Raw genomic sequence first — 24,451 nt, 5'->3', positions numbered from 1 at the left:
TGCGCCTTGTGCTCGATCAAGGGCATCGAACCGGGGGGGCGCCATTTTGGTTCGGTCCATATTGCCCCGTGCGCATGCCGATGCTAACCGCAAGGGCATGCACGCCCCGCCCGAGATCATCCGCATCCATTCCCGCCGAGTCGCCTGCGATGGATCGGGCGATGGCATTCCGGCCGCACTTGGGCATCCGCGCGTCTTTCTGGAAATCGACGAGCATGGCTATGTCGATTGCGGCTATTGTGATCGCCGCTTCGTGCTCGAGGGCGGGCCGGCCGATACGCCGGACATCGTGAACAAGCCGGACATTTCCTCGGGCGCCAGTCTCTGAGAAGCGCGGGCCGTGTAAACGCGGCCAATTGATGCATGTCATGGCGGACGCGGCGCTTCCGGCCTGAAACGGGGATCGCGCGCGCTGTCCGTCTTGCTGCAGGGCAGCGCGCAACCGCTGCCCGACGACTGGAGATTCTCCGTGCGCATCCTCATCCTCGCCCTTTCCTTCCTTCTGTGCGTTGCGCCGCCGGCCCATGCCGCCACGCCCTGGACCGTGCAGGCAGCCGCCCGGCTGCTGGATTATGGCGAGAAGATCGGCACGCATGGCCTCGACCCGGCCGACTATGAGCTGGATCGATTGCGGACCGCGCTCGCCGCACGCGATCAGACGGCCCTCGATACCGCCGCGACACGCAGCTTCGCGCTGCTGGCCCGCGATCTCGCCAATGGCCGCGTGCCGGCCGCGCAGCGGCGCCTCTCTTATTTCCGAACCGCCAATCTGACGCCGGATGCGGTGCTGGAACTGCTCGACCGTGCGCTGGCCACGGGCGACGTGCCGGGCACGCTGGACCGGCTGGCCCCGGCCAATGCCGATTATCGCATGCTGCGCGCGGCCTTGGCGAGCCTGCCGGCTGACGCGCGGTCCGACCGTGCCCGCGTCCGCGCCAATCTCGAGCGCTGGCGCTGGCTGCCGCGCGATCTAGGCGAGCGCTATCTCCTCGTCAACGTGCCGGAATATGTCGTTCGCCTCATGGACGGGGGAAAGTCCGTGGCGGAGCATCGCGTCATCGTCGGCAAGCGCGCGACGCCGACGCCGCAGTTCGCCACCACCGCGACGGGCATCATCTTCAATCCGACCTGGACCGTGCCCCAATCGATCATCCGGGAAAGCGTCGGCGCTCTGGTGCGCAACCGGCCCGACACAGCGCGCGCGCGGGGCTACACCTGGACGGGGAGCGGGGCGAACCTCCATGTCGTCCAGCAGCCCGGCCCTACCAATTCGCTCGGTCAGATGAAGATCGACATGCCCAATCCGCTATCCATCTTCCTGCACGACACGCCGAGCAAGACATTGTTCGGGCAGGAGACGCGCATGTTCAGCCATGGCTGCGTGCGCACCGACCGGCCATTCGACCTCGCCGCCAGAATGCTGGCCGGCACCGAGTGGACGCCGGGCCGCATCGAGGAAGCCGTGGCGGCGCGTGAGACAATCACCGCGAAGCTGCCCCGGCCGGTGGCTGTCTTTGTCATCTACATGACCGCGCGTGCCGACGCCGACGGGCGCCTGCACAGCTTCGACGACATCTATGGTCTCGATGCCGGCATCAGCCGCGATCTCGGCGTGGCCGGCCTGGCGGCAGTGCGCCAGCTCTCCGATCGCACTTGCGCGGCGGGCTGAAGCAGCGCCGCGATTCCCGGTCTGCTCTATACCCGGTCAGCGTAGAGCAACCGTTCCGGTCCCAGCCAGTCGAGCAGCGGGTCGATCTGCGCCTCGCTGACGGCGAAGCAGCCTTCGCTGCGGCCGAGCTTGCCCAGGCGCGCCGCGACGTCATCATTGCTGTACCAGGCGCCGTGGATCACGATCGCGCGCGCCTCGGCATTGTTGTTGCTCTCTTCCAGCCCCACGAGGCGCTGCGATCGCCCGTGCTTGCCCTGATAAGTCGCCGCCGTAATGTAGGCGCCCCGGGAACTGGCGTTCGACCCGGAGACATTGCTGAAGCTGCGCAGCCAGCCGCTATGCGCGGGATCCGATCCCCGCCCGTGCGACACCCGTAGCAGTTGCCTGCGCCCCCGTGTCAGGTCGACCAGCATCATGCGCGGGGTTGCCGAGGGCAGCGAGAAATCGACCAGGACGAGGCGGTCCCGATGCCTGATGACGTCCTCATGTTGATCGAGGGCCTGCCGGGCGCGTTCGAGCAGCTTCGTCCAGCCGTCACCGGCCCCGGCGGCCAGCGCCGCGGAAGGCATCAGCAGGGACGAGGCGGCAGCCCCGCCGGCGAATTTCAGGAAATGACGTCTGTGAAAACGAGAATATGAGCTCATGGGAGCGGTCTTGATCCATGTCCCTTCGGACGTTGCGACTGTGGCAGCACGAACAATTCCCCCGCCTGCAACATAAGGGATGCGGAGCCATTCTCCAAGATGCGGCCTCTCCCCGGTTCCTTTTGCCGGCTTTGTCATTGGCCATCATGGTTCGCACGCCTATATCGGGCGCATGACAGACTCTGCTTCCCAGATCACCGATGTGCGCGCCTTCCTCTATCGCGACGGCGCGCTGGACCCGGAAGGCGCCCGCCGCCTCACCGCCGAGGCACTCAAGGGCTGCGAGGATGGCGAGCTCTACCTCCAATATATGGCCAGCGAGAGCTTCGGCTTCGACGATGGGCGGCTGAAGACGGCGGATTATTCCACGGACGCGGGCTTCGGCCTGCGCGGCGTGACCGGCGAGATGACCGGCTTTGCCCATGCCAACGACATCAGTGAGCCCGCCATTCGTCGCGCGGCCGAGACGCTGAAGCTGCTCGACCCCGCGCGCCAGGGCATGGCGCCGCCGCCCCAGCGGACCAACCGCCATCTCTACACGGATGCCAATCCGCTCGACCTCGTGCCTTTCGCGAAGAAGGTGGACCTCATGGCGAAGATCGACGCGGCGGCGCGCGCGCGCGATCCGCGCGTGGTGCAGGTTTCCGCCGCGCTGGCCGGGAGCTGGTCCGTCGTCGAGATCGTCCGGGCGGACGGCTTCATGGCGACCGACGTGCGCCCGCTGGTGCGGCTCAACGTCTCGATCATCATGGAAGAAAATGGCCGGCGCGAGACAGGCTATTTCGGCCTTGGCGGGCGCTATCTCTATGACGACCTGTTCGAGGACGCGACCTGGCAACGCGCGATCGACGAGGCGCTGGCCCAGGCGCAGGTCAACCTGCGCTCGGTGAATGCGCCGGTGGGCGAGATGACCGTGCTGCTCGGGCCCGGCTGGCCGGGCGTCATGCTGCATGAAGCGGTGGGTCATGGCCTCGAGGGCGATTTCAATCGCAAGGGCACGTCGGCCTTCTCGGGGCGGATCGGCCAGCGCGTCGCCGCGCCCGGCGTGACGGTGGTGGACGATGGTTCCATCCAGGCCCGCCGCGGCTCGCTCAGCATCGATGACGAGGGAACGCCGACACAGGAAACCGTGCTCATCGAGGACGGCATCCTGCGCGGCTACATGCAGGACAGGCTCAATGCGCGGCTGATGGGCGTCGCGCCCACCGGCAATGGCCGGCGCGAAAGCTATGCCCATGCACCCATGCCCCGCATGACCAACACTTTCGCCCGGGCCGGAAACGACGATCCCGAAGAGCTGCTCTCGCGTGTGAAGAGCGGCATCTTCGCCAAGAGCTTCGGTGGCGGGCAGGTGGACATCGTCTCGGGCAAGTTCGTCTTCTCCTGCACGGAGGCCTACAAGGTCGAGAACGGCAAGCTCGGTGATCCCATCAAGGGCGCGACGCTGATCGGCGATGGCCCGACCGCGCTCAATCGCGTCATCGGCATCGGCAACGATCTGGCACTCGACGAAGGCATCGGCATGTGCGGCAAGAACGGGCAGGGCGTGCCGGCCGGCGTGGGCCAGCCGACCCTGCTGCTCGAAGGGCTGACGGTGGGCGGCACGGCAGCGTGAGGCGCCGGCGGTGAGCCTTGTCGAACTGCAGCGCTACGCCGATCCGATGCTTGCCCAGATCGTGCGCGGCCGGCTGGAAGCGGCGGGCATCCCGGCTTTCTGCTTCGACACCGGCATGAACATTGCCGAAGACGCGCCGCTTGCCGTCCAGGCGCGGCTGATGGTGCTGGCGGAGGATCTGGAGGACGCCCGGGCTCTGCTGGCCGAGGATGAGGGGCCCGGGAGCGACCAGGATGGGGCGACGTGACGGACGCATGATTGCCGCCAGAGGCTCTGCAGTCCGTGAGATTGACTGGCTAGCGCCGGCCGGACGCGATAGAATCTGACGCGATGCGCGCGAACGGCGCGTGTGCCCCATGCGCGCCAGGGTGCGCAGCCTCAGATGCAAAGACCGAGAGCTTATGTCCGACTTCTTCACCGCCATCACCGACGAACAGCGCGCTTTCATCGAGAAGCAGCCGGTCTTCTTCGTGGCGACTGCGGCGGCGGATGCGCGGATCAATCTCAGCCCCAAGGGGATGGACAGCTTTCGCGTGCTGGGGCCGAACCTCGTCGGCTATCTCGACGTGGGCGGATCGGGCAACGAGACGCAGGCGCATCTTGCGGCGGACGGGCGCATCACCGTCATGTTCTGCGCCTTCGACCAGCCGCCGCTCATCCTGCGACTCTATGGCCGCGGACGCGCCATCCTGCCGCAGGACGACGAGTGGGACATGGTCTCGCGGAGGTTCGCGATCCTGCCGGGCACCCGGCAGATCTTCCTCATTTCCGTCGAGAGCGTGCAGGAGAGTTGCGGCTGGGGCGTGCCGTTCATGCGCTTCGAGAAGGAGCGCACCACGCTTGCCCGCTATCACGAGCAGAATGAGACGCCGGAGCGGCTCGAACGCATTTCCACCCGCACGCGCAGCATCGATGGGTTGCCGCTGCGCGTGCAGGACCGGTTCCCCGAGCGCCCGACCGACAAGACCCCGGTCGATCCCGGCTGGGTCGCGGCGGTCCTCAATTACTGGCTGAACGAGATCGGCCCGGACGGCTGGTTCAATGCGACCGAGGAAGAGGATGCCCGCTGCCTGCATCTCTTCCGCGCGCTCTGGGAAGCCCAGCGGGACAGGCCGGCGGCAGACTTCCTCGCCGATGCGGACACGGCGCTCGCCGCGCTGGTGCTCTTCGACCAGTTCCCGCGCAACATGTTCCGCGGCGAGGCGCGTGCCTTCGCGACCGACCCGCTGGCGCGCGAGATCGCGCGTGCGGCCCTGCAGCGCGGCTTCGACGATGCCTTCGTGGAGGCAGCCCGGCCCTTCTTCTACATGCCGTTCATGCACAGCGAGGATCTGGCCGATCAGGACCTGTCGGTCGAATTGTTCAGCCGGCCCGGCTTCGAACTCAATCTGGAGTTCGCCAAGGCGCATCGGGACATCATCGCGCGCTTTGGCCGCTTCCCTCACCGCAATGCCGCTCTGGGGCGCCCGACGCTGCCGCAGGAAGAGGAAGCGGTGGCCGCGGGAAGCCGCTGGTAGCGGGAGAAAGGCCGAGCCAGGCAGGGACGGCGCCGTTCGAGCCGGCGCGAGTCCGCTAGCAGAGCGTGTCCGGGGCCTGCTGACCGGCTCTCGCCCGTTCGAGCGCATCCATCAGCAGGTGCAGCTTCACGGGCTTTTCGAATATTTCGGCGAAGCCGGCCTGTCGCGCGCGACGCTCGAGGTCCGGCGTGGCGAAGGCGCTCACCAGCAGGGCAGGGCCTTGCCAGCCGGCGCTGCGCAGACTGGAAAGCACGGAGATGCCGTCCTTGCCGGCAAGGGCATAGTCCGCAATCAGGCAAGCGGCCTGCACGGCCCTCGCGTCGCCGAGCAGCGCCTCGCCACTCGCAAAGGCACGTACATCATAGCCCTGCCCCTGGAAGACGAGTTGCATCGACCGGCGAACGCCGGGATCGTCTTCGAGAAGCAGCATCTGATGTCTTGCGGCGGAGACCGGAGCGGACTCCATTATCATGTCCCGAGAATTATCATTTCCCGTTCCATGGCAGGCCGGATGCCGCCAGTCGCTACGTAATGCTCCTTAGCGCGTCAACAGTGCCGGCCGGGCAGCGCGGACATGTTGCTTCTGGCCCGGCCCGGTTTACTCGATCCATCTGTCCATGATGATCTCACATGGCGTGTTTTAGGACGTCGGAAGCATTTATAAGCATTAGCGGTCGATCCCGCTTGGTTGACCGCCAATTATCCTACGGTTAGGATTCTGCAACACGCCGTGGGGGGATGAGATGCGGATTGGGTCAGGACTTCTGTTGGTTGGACTGCTCGTCGCTAAGCCCGCCTCGGCTGACATCTATAAGCTGACATTTTCCGGCACGATCAGTTCCTATTCGAGTGTGGATCGCCATTTCGAGCCGGTGGATATACCTTCGGCAATCGGTGTGGGCGATTCCTTCTCAATGATCGCCAAGTTCGATACTGATCGCTATTCTGTGTCACCAACCTTTGATGCAGACCCTTCGGTGAACATCTACGGTGGCTATCTCGTTAGCGCTCATTATCAGGCTGGTGCGTTCTCGTTCAGCACAGAGAATCTGTTCAGTGACTACAGCACTATCCAGATTTGGAACGACCACTATGTGTCGCCCTCTCTTCCGCACGTAGACAGCTTCAGCATCTCAGGCACTCATGGAGTGACCGGCGATTCCATTCCTGTTGACCTAGGCTTCGGCCCGATCAATCTTGCGTTTTCTCTCGGGAAGTTTGATTTTACCGGGACAGCTCGTGACAATGATCTGATCGATGAACTGCCCCCTCTGGATCTGTTCGACGGTCAGTGGGGATCATTCGGCTTCATCAACTCGACTACCTATTTGCAGGGCTCTTATGTTCTGACGAACATTCAAGCTTCACTGGTGAAGGTAAGTGCTGTTCCCGAAACCTCCACCTGGATGCTGATGCTTGTCGGCTTCGGTCTGCTTGGGGGAGGTCTGCGGCGACAAGCGCAGCCACGGGCGGTGCGGCTAGTTTAAGCAGCAGTTTGTGCTGAGCGAGCGCCCACCTGATCGCCTTCATTGCGACCGCCGACCCCTCCTTAAGGGTTTCGAGTGTGGCATCCCGCCCGGCCGATGTCGGCCTCCACAGTCTGTACCACGAGGTGAGGGGAGGAGGCGCAGGGAAATCACTACTCTCCGCGACGCGTGGCGCCGTTCCGTTTCGAGGCGGGCGGCTCATTGCCTCCCCGCCCATTCCTCGTCGTCCGGTCTTGTGCGCCGCTAGCCGTCGAGGCCAAGGCCGGCGGCGAAGGCGATGCGCAAGGCGTCCGAGAGACTGCGTACCTCGAGCTTCACCATGAGGTTGGCGCGATGCACTTCGACCGTGCGCGGCGAAATGCCGAGGTCGTAGGCGATCGTCTTGTTGGGCAGTCCCTTCGCAAGGCCGGTCAGGACGTCCTGTTCCCGGGGTGTGAGGGCGGCGAGCCGCACCTCGGCATCGCGCGCGCTGCTGCTGGCGCTGTCCGCCGCCGCCATGCGTGCGAACCCTTCCTCGATGGCGCGAAGCAGCGCTGATTTCTCGAAGGGCTTTTCAAGCAGGTCGACGGCGCCGGCCTTCATGGCGCGGACGGCGATCGGGATATCGCCATGGCCGGTCATGATGACCACAGGCATGGTCACGCCCATGTCGGCGAGGGCCTGCTGCACCTCCAGCCCATCCATCCCCGGCATGCGGATGTCGAGCAGCACGCAGCCATGTTCCGCTTGCCGCACTTCCTTGATGAAAGCGGTGCCGGAGGCCCAGGTTTCCACGGAATAGCCGGAGGTCCGCAGCAGGAAGCCGGTGGACTTCCGGATGGACTCTTCATCGTCGACTATATGGATGAGCTTGCGATCAGCCATGGTCCTCCTCGTCGTCGGCACGCATCAGCGTGAAGTGAAATTCGGTGCCGCCGCCCTCGCGCGGTTGCATCCAGATGCGGCCGCCATTGGCCTCCACGATCGTCCGGCTGATGGAAAGCCCCAGTCCCATGCCGTCTTCCTTGGTGCTCACGAACGCCCGGAACAGCTGCCGTGCCACGTCCGGCGCCACGCCGGGGCCGCTGTCCGCCACGATCACGCGGACGAAACCGGGCTGCTCGTCGGCGCGGCTGGTAACGATAAGCTGGCGTTCTTCGCTCTCGCGCATCGCTTCGCAGGCGTTGCGGATGAGGTTGATGAGCACCTGCTGGATCTGCACCTTGTCCACCAGCACGGGCGATGCATAGGGATCGAGGTCGAACACCGGCTCGATGCTCATCTCGCGCGTGCCCATGAGGCCCAGCACGGAGGCTTCGTTGATGAGGGCGGGCAGTTTCTCGATGGTCTTCTCGACCTCGCCGCGCGCAATGAAGTCCCGCAGGCGGCGGACGATATGGCCGGCCCGCAGGGCTTCCTTCGCCGTCTCCTCCAGCACTTCGTCGATCAGCGCGCGGTCGTCGGGATCGTTGCGGCCGAACTGCTGGCGCACGGCCTCGACATAATTGGCGATGGCCGTGATCGGCTGGTTGAGCTCGTGCGCCAGAGTCGATGCCATGGTGCCCATGGCACTGACGCGCGCGACGTGGATGAGCTCGGACTGCAACGTCTCGAGTTGCTCCTGCGTACGGCGGCGCTCGGTAAGATCGCGGATGAAGCCGGTGAACAGCCGCTCGCGGCTTCCCATGGCCTCGCCCACCGCCAGCTCCACCGGAAAGGTGGTGCCGTCCTTCCGTCGCGCGAACACCACGCGGCCGATGCCGATGATCCTTTTCTCGCCGGTCTCCAGATAGCGCTTGAGATAGCCGTCATGCCGCTCGCGGTCGGGGGAGGGCATCAGCATGTTCACATTGCGCCCGCGCACCTCGGCCTCGCTATAGCCGAACAGCGCTTCGGCGGCGGTGCTGAACGACCGGACGGTCCCTTCCTCGTCGATCACCACCATCGCGTCCGGCACGGTGGAGAGAATGGAGCGCAAATGGCTTTCCTGCGAGCGCAGCAGGTCCTCCGCGCCGCGCCGCTGGGTCACGTCGGACACGATTTCGGCAAAACCGCGCAGGCTGCCGTCAGGTTCGTGCAAGGCCGTGATCGAGATAGCCGCCAGAAATTCCGAGCCGTCCTTGCGCAGCCGCCAGTCTTCCATTTCCAGCCGCCCTTCCGTCCGGGCGCGCAGGAGGTCGCTTTCCGGCCGGCCTTCCGCAAGGGCATCGGGAGGATAGAAGATCGAGGCATGCTGGCCGATGATCTCCGCCTCGGTCCAGCCCTTGAGCCGCTCGGCACCGCGATTCCAGATCGTCACTCGCCCGGCCGGATCGAGCATGTAGATGGCGAGACCCTGCGCGGCATCGATGAGGAGATTGAGCTCCTCGGCGAAATAGGTGGTGTCCTGCGTCTTCATTCCGGCAGCCCAATCTGCGATCGCAGCGTTCTCGCGACCGGGACCCCCCACCCGGGCCGGCACGACAGCCCCTCACTGCCGGGCGTCTTGACCGAGGTCAAGGATGGCGTGCGGCCGGGGGCTTATTCGTGCCTCCTCGAATCAGGCCCGGAGGGGCCGACTGGGGAACTGCACATGACCGGATTGACGATACGCGCGGGGATATTCCTCTTCATCGCCCTGTTCGCCATGCTGGCCGCGGCGCTGGCCGCGGACGGCGGCTTCGCGGTGCACATGACCATTGTGTGCGCCGCTGCGCTCATTGCGTGCTGGGCCACGATCAGCGGCGCCGATTATACGGCGATCGCGCGGGGTATCCTGCGCGTGCCCGACGAGAGCCGCTACGATGACGACCCCATTCGCTGGGGCGTCATCGCGACGGTCTTCTGGGGGCTCGCCGGGTTCCTCGCGGGACTCTATATCGCGCTCCAGCTCGCCTTTCCGGCGCTGAACCTGGGGCTTGAATATACGAGCTTCGGGCGCCTGCGGCCGCTGCACACCTCGGCGGTCATCTTCGCCTTCGGCGGCAACGCGCTGATCGCGACGAGCTTCTATGTGGTGCAGCGCACCTGCCGCGCGCGGCTCGCCTTTCCCGGCCTCGCCCGCTTCGTCTTCTGGGGCTACCAGCTCTTCATCGTGCTGGCGGCGACCGGCTATCTCCTCGGCATCACCGAGGCGCGCGAATATGCCGAACCCGAATGGTATGTGGACCTGTGGCTCACCATCGTCTGGGTCGCTTATCTCGCCGTCTTCGTCGGCACGATCATCAAGCGCAGCGAACCGCACATCTATGTGGCGAACTGGTTCTATCTGAGCTTCATCCTCACCATCGCGATGCTCCACATCGTCAACAACCTGTCGATGCCCGTGAGCTTGCTGGGTTCCAAGAGCTACAGTGCCTTCGCGGGCGTGCAGGATGCCCTGACGCAATGGTGGTACGGCCATAACGCGGTCGGCTTCTTCCTCACCGCCGGCTTCCTGGCCATGATGTATTATTTCGTGCCCAAGCAGGCCGAGCGGCCGATCTACAGCTATCGCCTGTCGATCATCCACTTCTGGTCGCTGATCTTCCTCTACATCTGGGCCGGCCCGCACCATCTCCACTACACCGCGCTGCCCGACTGGGCGCAGACGCTGGGCATGGTCTTCTCGGTCATGCTGTGGATGCCGAGCTGGGGCGGCATGATCAACGGCCTCATGACCCTCAACGGCGCATGGGACAAGGTCCGCACCGATCCGATCATCCGCATGATGGTCATGGCGCTCGCCTTCTACGGCATGAGCACCTTCGAGGGGCCGATGCTCTCCATCAAGAGCGTCAACAGCCTGTCGCACTATACGGACTGGACCATCGGCCATGTTCACTCGGGCGCGCTGGGCTGGAACGGCATGATCACCTTTGCCGCCATCTATTATCTGACCCCACGCCTGTGGGGCCGCGAGCGGCTCTATTCGCTGCGCATGGTCAACTGGCACTTCTGGCTCGCGACCGTGGGCATCGTCTTCTACGCCTCCGCGATGTGGGTCTCGGGCATCATGCAGGGCCTGATGTGGCGGGAATATGGGGCGGACGGCTACCTCGTCTATGCCTTCTCGGACACCGTGGCCGCCATGCTGCCCATGTATCTGATGCGGGCCTTCGGCGGCGTCCTCTACCTGACCGGCGCGATCCTGATGGCCATCAACGTGTGGCGCACGATCCGCGGCGATCTCCGCGAGGAAGCCCCGATGACGGACGCGGCCTTCGATCCCGCCAAGGATCGCCCGGCCATCGCCCCGCCAGCTTCCGCACCTCACGCCCAGCCCGCCGAATAAGGACGCAAAGCCATGACCAGCTTCGCTGAAAAGCACAAGAAACTGGAGCGCAACGTCACGCTGCTCGCCATAGCCGCCTTCGCGGTGGTCACTGTCGGCGGCATCGTGGAGATCGCACCGCTCTTCTGGATCGACAATACCGTGGAGAAGGTGGAAGGCGTGCGGCCCTACACGCCGCTCGAACTGGCCGGCCGCAACATCTACATGCGCGAAGGCTGCTACAACTGCCACAGCCAGATGATCCGCCCCTTCCGGGACGAGGTCGAGCGCTACGGCCACTACAGCCTGGCGGCCGAGAGCATGTTCGACCACCCGTTCCAATGGGGGTCCAAGCGGACCGGGCCGGACCTTGCCCGCGTGGGCAAGCGCTATTCCGACGAGTGGCATGTCCAGCACCTCAAGGATCCGCGCAGCGTGGTCCCCGAGTCCATCATGCCGGGTTATGCCTTCCTGGCGGATCGGGATCTCAAGGCCGGTGACATGACCGGGCACCTGACGGCCCTGAGCCGGGTCGGCGTGCCTTATACGGAGACCGACATCGCGCAGGCCAATGCGGACCTCGCCGCGCAGGCCGATCCCGAGGCGGACACCACCGATCTCATGCAGCGCTATCCCAAGGCGCAGGCGCGCGATTTCGATGGCAACCCCACGCGCCTCACCGAGATGGACGCGCTGGTCGCCTATCTCCAGATGCTCGGCACCCTCGTCGATTTCGAGAGCGCCGCGCCGCAGGAGGTGGAGCGGTGAGCTACAATGACTTGCGCCACTTCGCCGACAGCTATGGCCTTGCGGTCATGCTGGCAGCCTATCTCCTGCTCGTGATCTGGGTGTTCCTGCCCGGCTCGCGCCGCAGAAACGATGCCGCCGCCACGATGATCTTCGTCGAGGACGAGGAAGAGCGCGCGGCCAGGAACAGGGAAAAGAACCATGGCTGAGCAAAAACGCATCGATCAGCCGACCGGCACCGAGACCGTCGGCCACGAATGGGACGGCATCGAGGAGCTGAACACGCCGCTGCCGCGCTGGTGGCTGTGGACTTTCTATGCGACGATCGTGTTCTCGATCGGCTATATCGTGGTCTATCCGGCATTGCCGGGCCTGACCGGCGCCACCAAGGGCGTGTTCGGCTGGTCCAGTCGCGGCGCGCTTGCCGAGACGATGGAAACGGAGGGCGCCCGCAAGGCACCGATCCTCTCCGCGATCGCCGTGACTCCCATCGAGCAGCTGCCTGCCAAGCCGGAGCTGATGAACGCGGCCGTGCAGGGCGGCGCCGCTGCTTTCCGTACGCACTGCGTGCAGTGCCATGGCTCGGGCGCCAGCGGCTCGAAGGGCTATCCCAATCTCAACGATGACGACTGGCTGTGGGGCGGCGACCTCAAGACGCTGGAATATACCATCACCCACGGCATCCGTAATCCGGACGAAGCGGAGACCCGCAACAGCCTGATGCCGGCCTTTGGCCATGACGGCATTCTCACGGCGCCGCAGGTTCAGGACACCGTCTCCTTCGTGCGCGTCATCAGCGGGCACGAGAAGCAGAGCGCATCCTCGCGGCGCGGTGCCGCGCTTTTCGAGGCGAATTGCGCCGTGTGTCATGGCCCACAGGGCAAGGGCATGCGCGAGTTCGGCGCGCCGAACCTCACGGACGGCATCTGGCTCTATGGCGGCGATCGCGAGACGCTGACCCAGACCATCAACAACAGTCGCCGTGGCGTCATGCCGGCGTGGAGGGGCCATCTGAGCCCGACCACGATCAAGATGCTGGCGGCTTATGTCCACTCGCGTGGCGGCGGCGAGGCAACCCCGCCGCCCGCACCGGTCGAGACGGCGCAGGCCGAAGGCGGCGCGGCTCCGGCGGCCGCCCCGGCCAACTAGGCTCCGGCACCGGGCCCGCGTCCCCGAGCCCGGTGTCTGTCGTGTCGCTCCGTCCCCACGCGGGGGCGGAGCGATCGCGTGATGGAGGCGGGGAGCCTTCATGGGCGACCCGGCAGCAGCCACGCAGGGGCAGGCAGCCTCTTGATCTGCCTCAATGCTTCGCGCGTCAGACTCGCTAGCGTCGCGCGCACGAGTTTCTCCCCCCTTGGGACGTGCTGCCATGAATAGCATGAACGACATCACCGATTCGCCGCTGGGCGTCTATCAGAAGCGCAAGGCCGTCTTCCCCAAGCAGGTCGACGGGCCGTTCCGCCGATTCAAGTGGCTGGTGATGGCGGTAACGCTCACCATCTACTGGGTGACGCCATGGATCCGCTGGGACCGCGGCCCCCATGCGCCTGACCAGGCCGTGCTGATCGATCTCGCCAATCGGCGCTTCTTCATGTTCTCGATCGAGATCTGGCCGCACGAATTCTATTATGTCGCCGGCCTGCTCATCATGGCGGGTGTCGGCCTGTTCCTGGTCACGTCCGCCGTTGGGCGGGCCTGGTGCGGTTATGCCTGTCCGCAGACGGTGTGGACCGACCTGTTCCAGCATGTCGAGCGCTTCCTCGACGGCGATCGCAATGCGCAGATCCGGCTCGATCGTGCGCCATGGACGGCCAGCAAGGTCTGGAAGCGGGTTCGCAAATGGGCGGTCTGGCTGCTCATCTCCTTCGCGACAGGCGGCGCCTGGATCTTCTATTTCGCCGATGCGCCGACGCTGCAACACGCGTTCTGGACCGGTCAGGCCCCCTTCGTGGCCTATGGCACCACTTTCGTCCTCACGATGACCACCTTCATCCTGGGCGGTTTCATGCGCGAGCAGGTGTGCATCTACATGTGCCCCTGGCCGCGCATCCAGGCCGCGATGACGGACGAGAAATCGCTGATCGTGACCTACAAGCACTGGCGGGGCGAGCCACGCAGCCACGGCAAGAAGCGCGCCGCCAGTGACGACGCGCATTTCGGCGACTGCATCGATTGCCTGCAGTGCGTGCAGGTGTGCCCTACCGGCATCGATATCCGCGAAGGGCCGCAGATCGGCTGCATCACCTGCGCGCTGTGCATCGACGCCTGCGACAAGGTGATGGACCAGATCGACCGGCCGCGCGGCCTCATCGATTATGCGACGGAGCTGGACTGCGAGCGCGAGATGCGCGGCGAAGCGCCCGTGCCCGCGATACGGCGCCTGCTGCGCCCGCGCACGCTCGTCTATTTCGGCCTCTGGTGCGCCATCGGCGTCGCGATGCTGTTCGCGCTCGGCACCCGGGCGCGGATCGACATCGCCGCCAATGCCGATCGCAATCCCGAATATGTCCGCCTGTCGGACGGGTCGATCCGCAATGCCTGGCTCATCAAGCTGCGCAACATGGAGAATCGCCCGCGCGAAATGACCATCGCCATCGAGGGGCTGCCCGGCGCGCGCATGTGGAAGGAAAGCGACACCCGCGAATCCGCCGCACGCAGCATCACCGTCGAGGTGCCTGCCGATCAGGTGCTCAAGGAACATATCTATGTCGTCGCGCCCGCGACCGGCTCCGCCCGGGAGGACTTTGCGTTCACGGTCCAGGCGGGGGGTGATGGCGGCGAAAAGGCGCGCGATGCAGAAAGCTTTGTTCGTCCGGAGGAAAGCGAATGACTGGCAGACATGATGGCGGGCAGGCACACAAGGGCGCCGGCCGGTTCACCGGGCGGCACATGGCTGCCATTCTGGTCACGTTCTTCGGCATCGTGATCGCGGTCAATCTCACCATGGCGCGCCTCGCCAGCAGCACCTTCGGCGGCAAGGTCGTGGAGAACAGCTATGTCGCGAGCCAGAAGTTCAATGGCTGGCTGGAGAAGGCCCGGGAGGAAGAGGCGCTGGGCTGGACGCTGGACCTCGCCCGCACGCCCGGCCAGCGGCTGGACGTCACGCTGCACGAGGCTGCCTCGGCGATGACCGATGCCCGGATCACCGCGCTGGTGCGCCATCCGCTCGGCCGCGCGCCCGAGCGGACCATGCAGTTCCGCCATATCGGCGGCGGCCGTTATCAGAGTGTCGGCGCGCTGCCCGCCGGGCGCTGGATCATTCATGTCCGGGCGCAGGCCCATGGCCGGGAGCTCAATCGCATCGTCGACCTGTCATGAGCTATCATGACGCCAGCGAGGTCTGGAACGGCACGCCGGTCGAAACCCGTTTCGCCGTGCCGGACATGCATTGCGCCGGCTGCATCGCCAAGATCGAGCGCCTGTTGCCCGCGCAGCCCGGCATTGAGGGCGCGCGCGTCAATTTCTCCAGCAAGACGGTCACGGTGGCGCATGCCCCCGCGCTCGAGGAGCCGGACATCATCCGCGCCTTCGACGCGATCGGCTTCGAGGCGCAATCGCTTCAGGGGGCCGCCAGCCAAGCACGCAGCGCCGCGCTCAAGCGCCTGATCCGCGCTCTCGCCGTTGCCGGCTTCGCGGCGATGAACGTGATGCTGCTGTCCGTCTCGGTATGGTCAGGCGCGGATGGCAATGCGCGCCATCTCTTCCACTGGATCTCGGCGCTCATCGCCATTCCGGCGGTTGCCTATGCCGGGCGGCCTTTCTTCGAATCGGCTTTCCGCGCACTGAGGGCGGGCACCACCAACATGGATGTGCCGATCTCCATCGGCGTCACGCTCGCCACCGGCATGAGCTTCTACGAGACGATCGTGGGCGGCGAACATGCCTGGTTCGATGGCGCGCTGATGCTGCTCGCCTTCCTTCTCGCGGGCCGCGTGCTCGACGAGATGATGCGCGGCCGCGCGGCAAGCGGCGCGGAAGCGCTGGTGCGGCGCACCGCGCCCGGCGCCATGCGGCTCGACGATGCGGGGGGCAGCCAGTGGGTCTCGGCCGACGCGCTCGCCGTGGGCGACCGCCTGCTGGTCGCGGCCGGCGAGCGGCTGGCGGCGGACGGCATCATCGAGCAGGGCAGCAGCCGGTTCGACCTCTCGCTGCTCACGGGCGAAAGCGCGCCGGTGGTGGCCGGGCCGGGCGACACCGCCACTGCCGGCACGCTCAACCTGGAAGCGCCGGTGACACTGCGGGTCACGGCGGTCGGCGAGGCCCGCACCATCGCGGAGATTGCGCGGCTGATGGAAGGCGCGGCGCAGTCGCGCTCGCATTATGTCCGCATCGCCGATCGCGCCTCGCGCCTCTACGCACCGGTCGTGCACCTGCTCGCCGGCCTGAGCTTTGCGGGCTGGATGGTCGCGGGCGCCGGCTGGCACCAGTCGCTGCTGGTGGCCATCGCGGTGCTCATCATCACCTGCCCCTGTGCGCTCGGCCTCGCCGTGCCGGTGGCGCAGGTCGTCGTCTGCGGCACCATGATGCGCGCGGGCCTGCTGGTGAAGGATGGCAGCGCGCTGGAGCGGCTCGCGCAGGCCGATGAAGCGCTGCTCGACAAGACCGGCACGCTCACGCTCGGCCGCCCGGTGCCTGACGGACTGGAGACACTCGGCGAGGCTGAACGCGGCATTGTTCGCGCGCTTGCGATGGCGAGCCGTCACCCGCTCGCGATCGCCCTGCGCCAGGCACTGGGCGGGGCCGATGTCGGTCCGGCCGCGCTGACAGATGTGGTGGAGAAGCCCGGCGAAGGCGTGGAAGCGCGTTATGGGGACCATCTGGTCGCCATGCGCCGCCCGCGCCCGGAAGAACTGCCCGCTGATGGCGACGGGCGCGCCGCCGTGGCACTCGACCTGCTCGGCGATGCGCCGCACATCATCCGCTTCACGGACGCGTTGCGTCCCGATGCCGCCGATGCGCTGGCCCAGCTTGCCGCGCTCGGCTTGCCCGCGCGGATCATGTCCGGCGATCGGGAAGACGCCGTGAAAGCGGTCTCCGACAGACTCGGTATCCCGGGCGAGGGGGACATGCGCCCGGCCGACAAGATGGCATTGCTGGAGGCGCGCATCGCCGCCGGTCATCGCCCCCTGATGGTCGGCGACGGCCTCAATGACGGCCCCGCGCTGGCTGCCGCTCATGTCTCCATGGCGCCCGCCTCGGCCAGCGATGTCGGCCAGCAGGCGGCGGACATCGTTTTCCTGGGCGACCGGCTCGGCGGCATTCCCGTGGCCGTCCGCGCCGCCCGCGCGACCATGCGCGTGGTGCGGGAGAATTTCGCGCTGGCGGTCGGCTACAATGTCCTCGCCGTGCCGCTGGCAATGGCTGGCAAGGTGACACCGCTCATCGCCGCTGTCGCCATGTCGACCAGCTCGCTGATCGTCATCGCCAACTCGCTCCGCCTGCGCTGGAAAGTCAAATGAACGGTCTCCTGTTCCTCATCCCCGTCGCGCTGCTGCTCGGCCTGACCGGGCTCGTGGCTTTCCTCTGGTCACTGCGGGCCGGGCAGTTCGACGATCCGGACGGCGCCGCCATGCGTATCCTCATCGAGGATGACGACAGCCCGGCGACCTGAGGGCGGGATGCCTGCCCGGCAGTGATCCAGGCCTGATCGCTTTTTCATGCTCGCACCCGTTCGGGAAGGACCAGCCGCTCGCCTGGAGAGGGCGGATAGCGCCTCCGATGATGGCCTGCGGAGACCGGACGACAATGGTGCGGCTCATCGACAGCCCCTCAAGCCATGCTCGACATCGTTAACGGTCCTCTCGCGCAACAAGCTGAGGCTTTGCCCGCGTGTAAGTGGCATGGAGCAACAGGCCCGGACCGCATCGCTCCCGTGCCCTCGCTGCAAAAGCAAAGCGCGGGTCCCTCCATTGCGGAGGGCCCGCGCTGTTGCCGCGACCCGGTTGGGGATCAGATCAGAAGCGGTAGGAAATACCCGCGCTCACGACCCACGGGTCGAGCTTGTGCCGGGTCTCGAGGATCGTGGCGCCCGACGCATTGTAGAAAGCCGCGATCGGCTTCATGAAATAGCGCTTGGCATCCACCGTCAGGCCGAAGCCCTGATCGCCAATCGCGATGTCCACGCCGGCCTGGACCGCGGCGCCGAACTTGCTCTTCAGCTTGCCGCTGTCCGCCCCGAGGGCCGCCACGCCGCCACTGCCCACCTTGGAATCGAGCACCAGGAAGTAGCTGGGACCGGCACCGATATAGGGCTTCACCGCACCGAGACCGGTCAGGTGATATTTCAGCGTGAAGGTCGCGGGCACGATGAGAATGTCGTCGAGCAACTTGTCCACCCCGGCGATCGCGCCGGAACCGTCGACATGGTGCGCCGTGGTGCAGCAGATCGTCTCGACGGAGATGGACGGCGTGACGAAATATTCGATGGCCACGGTCGGCACATAATTGTCGCTGGCCTTGGTGTCGGTGCCGGCGGGCAGAGCCACGCTTGCCGAGCGGATCTCGTCGATTTCGCCGTTCGGCAATACCGCGGTGCCAAGCACCTTGACCTGCAGCTTGCCGTCCGGGGTGCCCGCCTGCGCGGCCATCGGCATCACCAGAGCGAGGGCGCCGGCGGCGCAGGTGAGAAATCTTGCTTTCATGGTTCTCGTTCCTTTCTTTCCCTGAACGATGGCCGCAGCCCTAGGCCACGCGGCCGGCCGGAGCCTTGACGGGAGGCAAGCCGCGCTTTGATCGAGCGCAAGGAACCAGCGGTGCGCAGCGGCTAGCGTGCCGTCCATGTGGAGCTGCCATCCCGATCTGCTGGCGCGGCCCGTGCCGCGTTACACCAGCTATCCGACCGCCGCCGAGTTCTCGGCCGCCGTCGGATCCGCCCAACAGGAGGCCGCGCTCGCGCGCATTGCGCCGGACGAGCCTGTTTCCCTTTATGCGCATATCCCCTTCTGCGAGGAGATCTGCTGGTATTGCGGCTGCAACACCGGCCGGGCCAATCGCGCTCAGCGGCTGACCGCTTATCTCGATGCGCTGTGCGCCGAGGTGGAGACGGTCGCGGGCCGGCTGGGCGGGCGGGGGAAGGTCGGCCGCATCGCCTTTGGCGGCGGCAGTCCCAATGCGCTCAGCCCGGATCAGTTCATGCGCCTGCTGGCCACGATGCGCCGGGCTTTCGACGCGGAAGGCGCGGACATCTCGATTGAGCTCGATCCGCGCACGACCAGCGCGGACTGGTTCGCCGTGCTCGGCCGTGCCGGCGTGACGCGCGCCAGCCTCGGCGTCCAGACTTTCGATACGGCGATCCAGGAAGCGATCGGCCGCGTCCAGCCGCGCGAGATGATCGTGGAGACGGTCGCGGCGTTGCGCGCCCAGGGCGTCAGCTCGATCAATTTTGATCTCATGTATGGCCTGCCGGGACAGGATCGCGCGCATCTCTCCGCCACGCTGGACGAGACACTCGCCCTCGCGCCGGAGCGGATCGCGCTGTTCGGCTATGCCCATGTGCCGCATCTGCTGCCGCGCCAGCGCCGCATCCGCGCGGACAATCTCCCCGACCAGGCCGAGCGCTTCGCCATGGCCGCGCTGGGGCACGACCGGCTGGTCGCCGCCGGTTATGTCGCCGTGGGCTTCGATCATTTCGCCCTGCCACACGATCCGCTGGCCCTCGCCGCGCGCGAAGGGCGGGTGCGGCGCAATTTCCAGGGCTTCACGGACGATCAGGCGCGCATTCTCATCGGGCTTGGCGCCACCGCGATCAGCGAGTTCCCCGACCTGCTCGTGCAGAACGAGAAGAACAGCGGGCGCTATCGCATGGGCGCGCTCGCCGGCCTGCTCACCGGCGAGCGCGGCGTCGCGCGGGATCGGGAGGACCAGCGCCGCGCTGCCATCATCGCGGACCTGCTCTGCGGCCGCGCGGCGAATGTCGGCGCCTTTCTCGGCGATGCCACGATCGGCCAGGGCCTCGCGCCCTTCCTCGAGCGCGGCCTCGCTTCGCTGGAGGGGGAGCAGTTGCGCATCACGGAGGAGGGCCGGCCCTATGGCCGCGTCATCGCTGTGCTGTTCGACCGCTGGCGTACGCAGCAGCCGCAGCGTTTCAGTACAGCCATCTAGGCCGGGGCGATGACCAGCGACCCACGCCTCACCATGACGCCATATGCTCGCCGGGCGAGGTGCGGCGTCCGGTCGCGGAAGACCTGATGGCCTCCTCGTTCAGCCTTCTCGGGGGTGTCGCGCTCGGCCTCGCTTCCAGCCTACACTGCATTGGCATGTGCGGCGGCATCTCCTTGATGTTCGGCTATGCCGGCGGTTGTACCACGCCAGCGGCGGACATGCGCGCGCAGGCCTTGCTCCATGGCGGCCGCATCCTGAGCTATGCCTTGCTCGGTGCCCTCGCGGGTGCGGCGGGCGGCCTTGCAGCAGGGCAGGTGGATGCCGCGGCGGGGCATCATCTGCTGCGCTGGGCCGCCGCCGTTTCGCTCGGCTGGATGGGTCTGGTGACGGCCGGGATGGCGCCGGCGCCGGCCTTGCTCGGCCATGGCTTCGCGCCGCGTCGCCTGATGGCGCGGGCATTGCTGCACATGCCAGTCCCCGCGCGCCGCTTTGCCGGTGGCCTCGCCTGGGGGCTACTGCCCTGCGGCATGGTCTACGGCGCGCTGCTCTTCGCACTGTTCGCCGGCAGTGCCGCTGGCGGAGCGCTCGTCATGCTCGGCTTCGGTCTCGGCACCTTGCCCGCTCTCATCGCCGCCGGCCTCGGTTTCGGCCGCCTGCAATCGGCCCTGCGCGCCCATCGCGGGGAACGCTGGCTCGGCGCCGCCATGATTGCGCTGGCCGCGCTCAGCCTGCTCGCCAGCGAAGCTTCTTTCGGCACATGGTGCCGCACGCTGGCCCGCCCGTTCTCGGCGTGAGGCCAGGAAGGCGGCGCTGATTCGAGGAACGATCAGGCCGGCTCGGCAACTCTATGCCTGACCGTTCTGGCGGATAGCGAAGCCGGAAAATGGTGACGGAGACGGAAAAAGTGGCGGAGACGGAGGGATTCGAACCCTCGGTAGCCCCTTAAGGCTACGACGGTTTAGCAAACCGCTGGTTTCAGCCACTCACCCACGTCTCCGCGCAGCGCCGGGGGAGTGGCGTCCCCACATGGCGAGGGATGGCCTATAGCCGCGCAAAATTGCTGTGGCAACGCCCCTTCATCGATCCTGCGCCAAGTCCTCTCCAGCGAAAAAAGTGAAAGGCGGCAGGGCGCGCAGAAGGACCGCCCCAGCACCAGGTTGCCGGCGAGTCGCGGGCGCGCAGGCCCTTCATTTCGGGTCCGCGGCGCCTATCTGTCTCGGTTCACCTTGCCTTGCCTTCGACTCGTCGCGGCCGAGGGGTGGACGATTCGCCGGGAGAGGCGTCCTCTGGTAGCGCCAGCGCCTCTGATCAAATGATATATAACAGAGCAATCGGGTGGCATCGAACAACATAACTCCCGGAGGGGTGATCGCGTTCCTGCAATCTCTCGCACCAGAGCGAGAGATTTTCCTGCGCACTGGCGGGCAGGTGCGATTCCTTCGGATTTCAACGCGCATTCAGTGGATGGCGGCCGCCGTGGCGGCTTTCGTTGTGCTGCTCTGGACCATCGGCACGTTCGCGATGCTCTGGAGCCAGGCCGCCATGTGGTGGGAACGGAGCGATCTCGCCCGCGACCGGGCCGCGCTCAGTTCTCGCGAGGCACAGGTGGACGCCTACAAGCGGTCCGTCAGCGAAATCGCGCATGATATCGAACAGCGCCAGGAGGCGCTTGAGCAGGTTCTCCAGCGAGTCGACCTGCGTGTCGCGCCGGAAGGCGTGGAGGGTGCTGCAGCAGGCGGAACCGGCAATGGCCCCGCCGCCGCGTCCGGCAAACCCCTGAGCAGCGTGTCGCCCGAAACAGCCCGCATGCAGGCCCTGCTCGAACGTCAGCGCGCGCTTGAGACCAGCCTTGCCACCGCAGCGGAAGCCCGCCTTGCCCGCGTGGAAAAGGCCATACGCAGCTTTGGTCTCAATCCCGCCGCGCTCGGCAGGATGCCCAGCGGCCAGGGCGGCCCCTTCGTCCCCGCTGCCCGGTCGTTCGACTTCGCCCCGGAATTGCGCGATCTGGCGGTTTTGCTGACGCGCCTCAATGCGCTGGAAACGACGCTCGCGGCCATTCCCTCCGGCCGCCCGACCGCGGCGCCCATGCAGTCCAGCTCCTATGGCTATCGGCGTGACCCGTTCAACGGCATGCTGGCATTTCATGCCGGCATCGATTTCCGTGGTCCCCACGGCCAGGCCATCCTCGCCGCGGCGCCGGGTAAGATCAGCCATGTCGGCGTTCAGCAAGGCTATGGCAACACGATCGAGATCGATCACGGGAAGGGCCTGATGACACGTTATGCCCATCTCTCCGGCTATGACGTGAAAGTGGGGCAGACGATTGGCCGCGGACAGAAGATCGGCCGCATGGGCTCGACCGGCCGTTCGACAGGATCGCATCTCCACTTCGAAGTGCGGGTGAACGGCGCGGCAGTGAACCCGCGTCCCTTTCTGGAGGCACGGCAGGATGTTCTCGAAGTCCAGCAGACAGCAAAGCGGCGTGTCCATGACCGCAGCGACCGGGGCTAAGCACACACCCTTCTCGATCATCGGCGGCGATGTCGTCATCAGCGGGAATATCGAGGCGACCGTGGACCTCCACATCGACGGCAAGGTCGAAGGCGACATCAGTTGCACGCAGCTCGTACAGGGAGCCGACAGCCGCATCACCGGCCATGTGACCGCGAAAAGCGCGCGCATCGCCGGCCTGATCGAAGGCGCTGTCACCGTGGACGAGCTGATCCTGGAGGCCAGCGCCCGGATCACTGGCGACGTGACGTACGAGATCATCAGTATCGCCACGGGTGGGCAGATCGACGGCAGGATGAGCCACAAGGGCAGCGCACAGGCGGCCGACCTCAAGCTCGTCAAGAGCGAGGCGGGCTGAGCCCCTTATCGTTCCCGGGTCGCGCTGAACTTGATTTCGGGATGCCGCTCCGACTGATATCCGACATCCCAGGCTGAGCGGGCCAGAAAAACCGGGTTCCCGTCCCTGTCCTTCGCCATGCTGGAGCGATTGACGCCGGCGAAATCCTCCAGCATGCGGCCCTCGCCGGACAGCCAGCGTGCGGTCTCGAACGGCGCCGGTTCGAGGGCAGCGCCCACCTTATATTCGGCCTCCAGGCGGCTGATGAGCACGTCGAGCTGCAACTGGCCGACCACGCCGATGATCCACTGGCTGCCGATCTCGGGATAGAAGACCTGGATCACGCCTTCCTCGCTCAGGTCATCGAGCGCCTTGCGCAGCTGCTTGGTCTTGGTCGGGTCCTTGAGCGTGATGCGCCGGAGAATTTCGGGCGCGAAATTGGGCAATCCGGTGAAGCGGACTCCCGCCTTCTCCGAAAGCGTGTCGCCGACCCGCAAGGTGCCGTGGTTGGGAATGCCGATGATGTCGCCGGGGAAGGCCTCGTCCGCGATCTCGCGATCCTGCGCGAAGAACAGGATGGGCGAATGCACCGCGATCGGCTTGCCGCTGCCGCTCGGCGTCAGCTTCATGCCCCGCCGGAACTTGCCGGAGCATAGCCGCATGAAGGCGATCCGGTCCCGGTGCTGCGGATCCATATTGGCCTGCACCTTGAAGATGAAGCCGGTCACTTCATCGTTTCCGGGATCGATCGGTGCCGGCTCGGCGGGCTGGGCGCGGGGCGAAGGCGCATAAGCGGACAGAGCGGCGATCAGCTCGGCCACGCCGAAATTCTTGAGTGCGGAGCCGAAATAGACCGGCGTCAGATCGCCATGGAGATAGGCCTGCAGGTCGAAGGACGCATAGCCGCCGCGGGCAAGCTCGGCTTCCTCGCGCAACTGCGCCAGCCCATCCTTGGAAAGATGCTGCTCCAGTGCCGCATCGTCGAGCCCGTCAAGCTGATGAACCGCGCCCTGGAATTCCTTGCTCGGCCCCGAGGGCTGCATCAGCCGATTGGTCGCGAAGTCGAAAATCCCTTCGAATGCGCCGCCCATCCCGACCGGCCAGCTCATCGGGCAGACATCCAGCGCGAGAGCGTCGGCGACTTCGTCCAGCAGCCCGAACGGATCGCGGCCTTCGCGATCGACCTTGTTGATGAAGGTGATGATCGGCACCGAACGCAGGCGACAGACTTCGAAAAGCTTGCGCGTCTGAGGCTCGATGCCCTTGGCGGCATCGATCACCATCACGGCGGAATCCACGGCCGTCAGCGTGCGATAGGTATCCTCCGAGAAATCCTCGTGGCCCGGCGTGTCGAGCAGGTTGAAAGTGATCACATTGCCGTCGGCATCCGGCCGCTCGAACGTCATCACGGAGCTGGTGACGGAAATACCCCGCTGCTGCTCGATCTTCATCCAGTCGGATCGCGCACGGCGGTTGGCGCCGCGCGCCTTCACCTCGCCGGCGAGATGGATCGCGCCGCCCGCAAGGAGCAGCTTCTCGGTCAGCGTGGTCTTGCCCGCGTCGGGGTGGGAAATGATCGCGAAAGTGCGGCGGGACGGAATCGTCATGGGCTGT

Annotated in this window: 24 protein-coding genes and 1 tRNA gene; 18 read left to right on the top strand and 7 right to left on the bottom strand. The window is 66.1% G+C overall.

Annotation, left to right across the window (positions count from 1 at the left end; genetic code table 11):
- Positions 1-97: 97 nt before the first annotated feature.
- Positions 98-328, top strand: coding sequence for a zinc-finger domain-containing protein (locus SLG_RS19075; protein WP_014078162.1), 231 nt, complete (start codon positions 98-100; stop codon positions 326-328).
- Between the two features lie 141 nt (positions 329-469).
- Positions 470-1,669, top strand: coding sequence for a L,D-transpeptidase family protein (locus tag SLG_RS19070; RefSeq protein ID WP_148276652.1), 1,200 nt, complete (start codon positions 470-472; stop codon positions 1,667-1,669).
- Between the two features lie 26 nt (positions 1,670-1,695).
- On the opposite strand, the gene SLG_RS19065 is transcribed toward SLG_RS19070, so the two are convergent.
- Positions 1,696-2,313, bottom strand: a complete 618-nt coding sequence (locus SLG_RS19065; RefSeq protein ID WP_014078160.1) for a murein L,D-transpeptidase catalytic domain family protein — start codon at positions 2,311-2,313, stop codon at positions 1,696-1,698.
- 172 nt (positions 2,314-2,485) lie between these two features.
- Between SLG_RS19065 and tldD the strand changes: the two genes are divergently transcribed.
- From tldD to SLG_RS22415, 3 genes are all read left to right on the top strand, one after another.
- Positions 2,486-3,928: a metalloprotease TldD gene (gene tldD / locus SLG_RS19060; RefSeq protein ID WP_014078159.1), complete on the top strand. Its 1,443-nt coding sequence runs from the start codon at positions 2,486-2,488 to the stop codon at positions 3,926-3,928.
- A 10-nt stretch (positions 3,929-3,938) separates the two neighbouring features.
- Positions 3,939-4,175 (top strand): putative signal transducing protein, encoded by a 237-nt coding sequence (locus tag SLG_RS19055; RefSeq protein ID WP_014078158.1) that lies wholly within the window; start codon positions 3,939-3,941, stop codon positions 4,173-4,175.
- 154 nt (positions 4,176-4,329) lie between these two features.
- On the top strand, positions 4,330-5,445 hold the full coding sequence (locus tag SLG_RS22415) for a DUF924 family protein (protein WP_014078157.1): 1,116 nt from the start codon (positions 4,330-4,332) through the stop codon (positions 5,443-5,445).
- Positions 5,446-5,500: 55 nt separating this feature from the next.
- Here SLG_RS22415 and SLG_RS19045 read toward each other — a convergent pair whose 3' ends face one another.
- The gene (locus SLG_RS19045; RefSeq protein WP_148276650.1) at positions 5,501-5,875 is read right to left on the bottom strand and encodes a response regulator; all 375 of its coding nucleotides are present in this window, start codon (positions 5,873-5,875) and stop codon (positions 5,501-5,503) included.
- Between the two features lie 337 nt (positions 5,876-6,212).
- Here SLG_RS19045 and SLG_RS19040 point away from each other — a divergent pair, with 337 nt between their 5' ends.
- Positions 6,213-6,932, top strand: coding sequence for a PEP-CTERM domain protein (locus SLG_RS19040; RefSeq protein ID WP_014078155.1), 720 nt, complete (start codon positions 6,213-6,215; stop codon positions 6,930-6,932).
- Between the two features lie 243 nt (positions 6,933-7,175).
- On the opposite strand, the gene SLG_RS19035 is transcribed toward SLG_RS19040, so the two are convergent.
- Entirely contained in the window at positions 7,176-7,796 is a 621-nt protein-coding gene (locus tag SLG_RS19035) for a response regulator transcription factor (RefSeq protein WP_014078154.1), read from the bottom strand.
- Positions 7,789-9,309 (bottom strand): PAS domain-containing sensor histidine kinase, encoded by a 1,521-nt coding sequence (locus SLG_RS19030; RefSeq protein ID WP_014078153.1) that lies wholly within the window; start codon positions 9,307-9,309, stop codon positions 7,789-7,791. Before SLG_RS19030 ends, SLG_RS19035 begins: the two co-directional genes overlap by 8 nt.
- Positions 9,310-9,483: 174 nt before the next feature.
- On the opposite strand from SLG_RS19030, the gene ccoN reads away from it, so the two are divergent.
- From ccoN to ccoS, 8 genes are all read left to right on the top strand, one after another.
- Positions 9,484-11,163 (top strand): cytochrome-c oxidase, cbb3-type subunit I, encoded by a 1,680-nt coding sequence (gene ccoN, locus SLG_RS19025; protein ID WP_014078152.1) that lies wholly within the window; start codon positions 9,484-9,486, stop codon positions 11,161-11,163.
- A gap of 12 nt (positions 11,164-11,175) precedes the next feature.
- Complete coding sequence (gene ccoO / locus SLG_RS19020) at positions 11,176-11,910, top strand: cytochrome-c oxidase, cbb3-type subunit II (RefSeq protein WP_014078151.1); 735 nt, start codon at positions 11,176-11,178, stop codon at positions 11,908-11,910.
- Positions 11,907-12,098 carry a cbb3-type cytochrome oxidase subunit 3 gene (locus SLG_RS19015; RefSeq protein ID WP_014078150.1) on the top strand — a complete coding sequence of 64 codons (192 nt, stop codon included), beginning with the start codon at positions 11,907-11,909 and terminating at the stop codon, positions 12,096-12,098. The genes ccoO and SLG_RS19015 overlap by 4 nt, the downstream gene beginning before the upstream one ends.
- Positions 12,091-13,038 (top strand): cytochrome-c oxidase, cbb3-type subunit III, encoded by a 948-nt coding sequence (gene ccoP, locus SLG_RS19010; protein ID WP_014078149.1) that lies wholly within the window; start codon positions 12,091-12,093, stop codon positions 13,036-13,038. Before SLG_RS19015 ends, ccoP begins: the two co-directional genes overlap by 8 nt.
- A gap of 220 nt (positions 13,039-13,258) precedes the next feature.
- Positions 13,259-14,719 carry a cytochrome c oxidase accessory protein CcoG gene (gene ccoG, locus SLG_RS19005; RefSeq protein ID WP_083853441.1) on the top strand — a complete coding sequence of 487 codons (1,461 nt, stop codon included), beginning with the start codon at positions 13,259-13,261 and terminating at the stop codon, positions 14,717-14,719.
- A complete protein-coding gene (locus SLG_RS19000) occupies positions 14,716-15,207 on the top strand; it encodes a FixH family protein (RefSeq protein ID WP_014078147.1) in 492 nt (163 codons plus the stop codon). The genes ccoG and SLG_RS19000 overlap by 4 nt, the downstream gene beginning before the upstream one ends.
- Positions 15,204-17,348, top strand: a complete 2,145-nt coding sequence (locus SLG_RS18995; protein WP_014078146.1) for a heavy metal translocating P-type ATPase — start codon at positions 15,204-15,206, stop codon at positions 17,346-17,348. Before SLG_RS19000 ends, SLG_RS18995 begins: the two co-directional genes overlap by 4 nt.
- Positions 17,345-17,500 carry a cbb3-type cytochrome oxidase assembly protein CcoS gene (ccoS, locus tag SLG_RS18990; RefSeq protein ID WP_014078145.1) on the top strand — a complete coding sequence of 52 codons (156 nt, stop codon included), beginning with the start codon at positions 17,345-17,347 and terminating at the stop codon, positions 17,498-17,500. The genes SLG_RS18995 and ccoS overlap by 4 nt, the downstream gene beginning before the upstream one ends.
- 343 nt (positions 17,501-17,843) lie before the next feature.
- On the opposite strand, the gene SLG_RS18985 is transcribed toward ccoS, so the two are convergent.
- The gene (locus SLG_RS18985; protein ID WP_014078144.1) at positions 17,844-18,530 is read right to left on the bottom strand and encodes an OmpW/AlkL family protein; all 687 of its coding nucleotides are present in this window, start codon (positions 18,528-18,530) and stop codon (positions 17,844-17,846) included.
- A gap of 136 nt (positions 18,531-18,666) precedes the next feature.
- On the opposite strand from SLG_RS18985, the gene hemN reads away from it, so the two are divergent.
- Positions 18,667-19,989 (top strand): oxygen-independent coproporphyrinogen III oxidase, encoded by a 1,323-nt coding sequence (gene hemN, locus SLG_RS18980; protein WP_014078143.1) that lies wholly within the window; start codon positions 18,667-18,669, stop codon positions 19,987-19,989.
- 86 nt (positions 19,990-20,075) lie between these two features.
- Positions 20,076-20,783 carry a sulfite exporter TauE/SafE family protein gene (locus tag SLG_RS18975; protein ID WP_014078142.1) on the top strand — a complete coding sequence of 236 codons (708 nt, stop codon included), beginning with the start codon at positions 20,076-20,078 and terminating at the stop codon, positions 20,781-20,783.
- 111 nt (positions 20,784-20,894) lie between these two features.
- Here SLG_RS18975 and SLG_RS18970 read toward each other — a convergent pair.
- Positions 20,895-20,986, bottom strand: a tRNA-Ser gene (locus SLG_RS18970).
- A gap of 479 nt (positions 20,987-21,465) precedes the next feature.
- On the opposite strand from SLG_RS18970, the gene SLG_RS18965 reads away from it, so the two are divergent.
- A complete protein-coding gene (locus tag SLG_RS18965; RefSeq protein WP_231848708.1) occupies positions 21,466-22,500 on the top strand; it encodes a M23 family metallopeptidase in 1,035 nt (344 codons plus the stop codon).
- The gene (locus SLG_RS18960) at positions 22,478-22,858 is read left to right on the top strand and encodes a bactofilin family protein (RefSeq protein ID WP_014078140.1); all 381 of its coding nucleotides are present in this window, start codon (positions 22,478-22,480) and stop codon (positions 22,856-22,858) included. The genes SLG_RS18965 and SLG_RS18960 overlap by 23 nt, the downstream gene beginning before the upstream one ends.
- Positions 22,859-22,863: 5 nt before the next feature.
- On the opposite strand, the gene SLG_RS18955 is transcribed toward SLG_RS18960, so the two are convergent.
- Positions 22,864-24,444, bottom strand: a complete 1,581-nt coding sequence (locus SLG_RS18955) for a peptide chain release factor 3 (RefSeq protein ID WP_014078139.1) — start codon at positions 24,442-24,444, stop codon at positions 22,864-22,866.
- Positions 24,445-24,451: the final 7 nt, after the last annotated feature.

Source organism: Sphingobium sp. SYK-6 (assembly GCF_000283515.1).
GTDB lineage: Bacteria > Pseudomonadota > Alphaproteobacteria > Sphingomonadales > Sphingomonadaceae > Sphingobium > Sphingobium lignivorans.
This window is presented reverse-complemented; position numbering and strand designations above follow the sequence as displayed.

Excerpts from the sequence above, each read along its gene's own strand:
- ccoG (WP_083853441.1), top strand. The coding sequence starts at position 13,259 with ATGAATAGCATGAACGACATCACCGATTCGCCGCTGGGCGTCTATCAG.
- SLG_RS18955 (WP_014078139.1), bottom strand. The coding sequence starts at position 24,444 with ATGACGATTCCGTCCCGCCGCACTTTCGCGATCATTTCCCACCCCGAC.
- ccoP (WP_014078149.1), top strand. The coding sequence starts at position 12,091 with ATGGCTGAGCAAAAACGCATCGATCAGCCGACCGGCACCGAGACCGTC.
- SLG_RS19065 (WP_014078160.1), bottom strand. The coding sequence starts at position 2,313 with ATGAGCTCATATTCTCGTTTTCACAGACGTCATTTCCTGAAATTCGCC.
- hemN (WP_014078143.1), top strand. The coding sequence starts at position 18,667 with ATGTGGAGCTGCCATCCCGATCTGCTGGCGCGGCCCGTGCCGCGTTAC.
- SLG_RS19000 (WP_014078147.1), top strand. The coding sequence starts at position 14,716 with ATGACTGGCAGACATGATGGCGGGCAGGCACACAAGGGCGCCGGCCGG.
- ccoS (WP_014078145.1), top strand. The coding sequence starts at position 17,345 with ATGAACGGTCTCCTGTTCCTCATCCCCGTCGCGCTGCTGCTCGGCCTG.
- SLG_RS19045 (WP_148276650.1), bottom strand. The coding sequence starts at position 5,875 with ATGCTGCTTCTCGAAGACGATCCCGGCGTTCGCCGGTCGATGCAACTC.
- ccoO (WP_014078151.1), top strand. The coding sequence starts at position 11,176 with ATGACCAGCTTCGCTGAAAAGCACAAGAAACTGGAGCGCAACGTCACG.
- SLG_RS18995 (WP_014078146.1), top strand. The coding sequence starts at position 15,204 with ATGAGCTATCATGACGCCAGCGAGGTCTGGAACGGCACGCCGGTCGAA.
- ccoN (WP_014078152.1), top strand. The coding sequence starts at position 9,484 with ATGACCGGATTGACGATACGCGCGGGGATATTCCTCTTCATCGCCCTG.
- SLG_RS18985 (WP_014078144.1), bottom strand. The coding sequence starts at position 18,530 with ATGAAAGCAAGATTTCTCACCTGCGCCGCCGGCGCCCTCGCTCTGGTG.
- SLG_RS22415 (WP_014078157.1), top strand. The coding sequence starts at position 4,330 with ATGTCCGACTTCTTCACCGCCATCACCGACGAACAGCGCGCTTTCATC.
- SLG_RS19035 (WP_014078154.1), bottom strand. The coding sequence starts at position 7,796 with ATGGCTGATCGCAAGCTCATCCATATAGTCGACGATGAAGAGTCCATC.
- tldD (WP_014078159.1), top strand. The coding sequence starts at position 2,486 with ATGACAGACTCTGCTTCCCAGATCACCGATGTGCGCGCCTTCCTCTAT.
- SLG_RS18960 (WP_014078140.1), top strand. The coding sequence starts at position 22,478 with ATGACCGCAGCGACCGGGGCTAAGCACACACCCTTCTCGATCATCGGC.
- SLG_RS19030 (WP_014078153.1), bottom strand. The coding sequence starts at position 9,309 with ATGAAGACGCAGGACACCACCTATTTCGCCGAGGAGCTCAATCTCCTC.
- SLG_RS19075 (WP_014078162.1), top strand. The coding sequence starts at position 98 with ATGCACGCCCCGCCCGAGATCATCCGCATCCATTCCCGCCGAGTCGCC.
- SLG_RS18975 (WP_014078142.1), top strand. The coding sequence starts at position 20,076 with ATGGCCTCCTCGTTCAGCCTTCTCGGGGGTGTCGCGCTCGGCCTCGCT.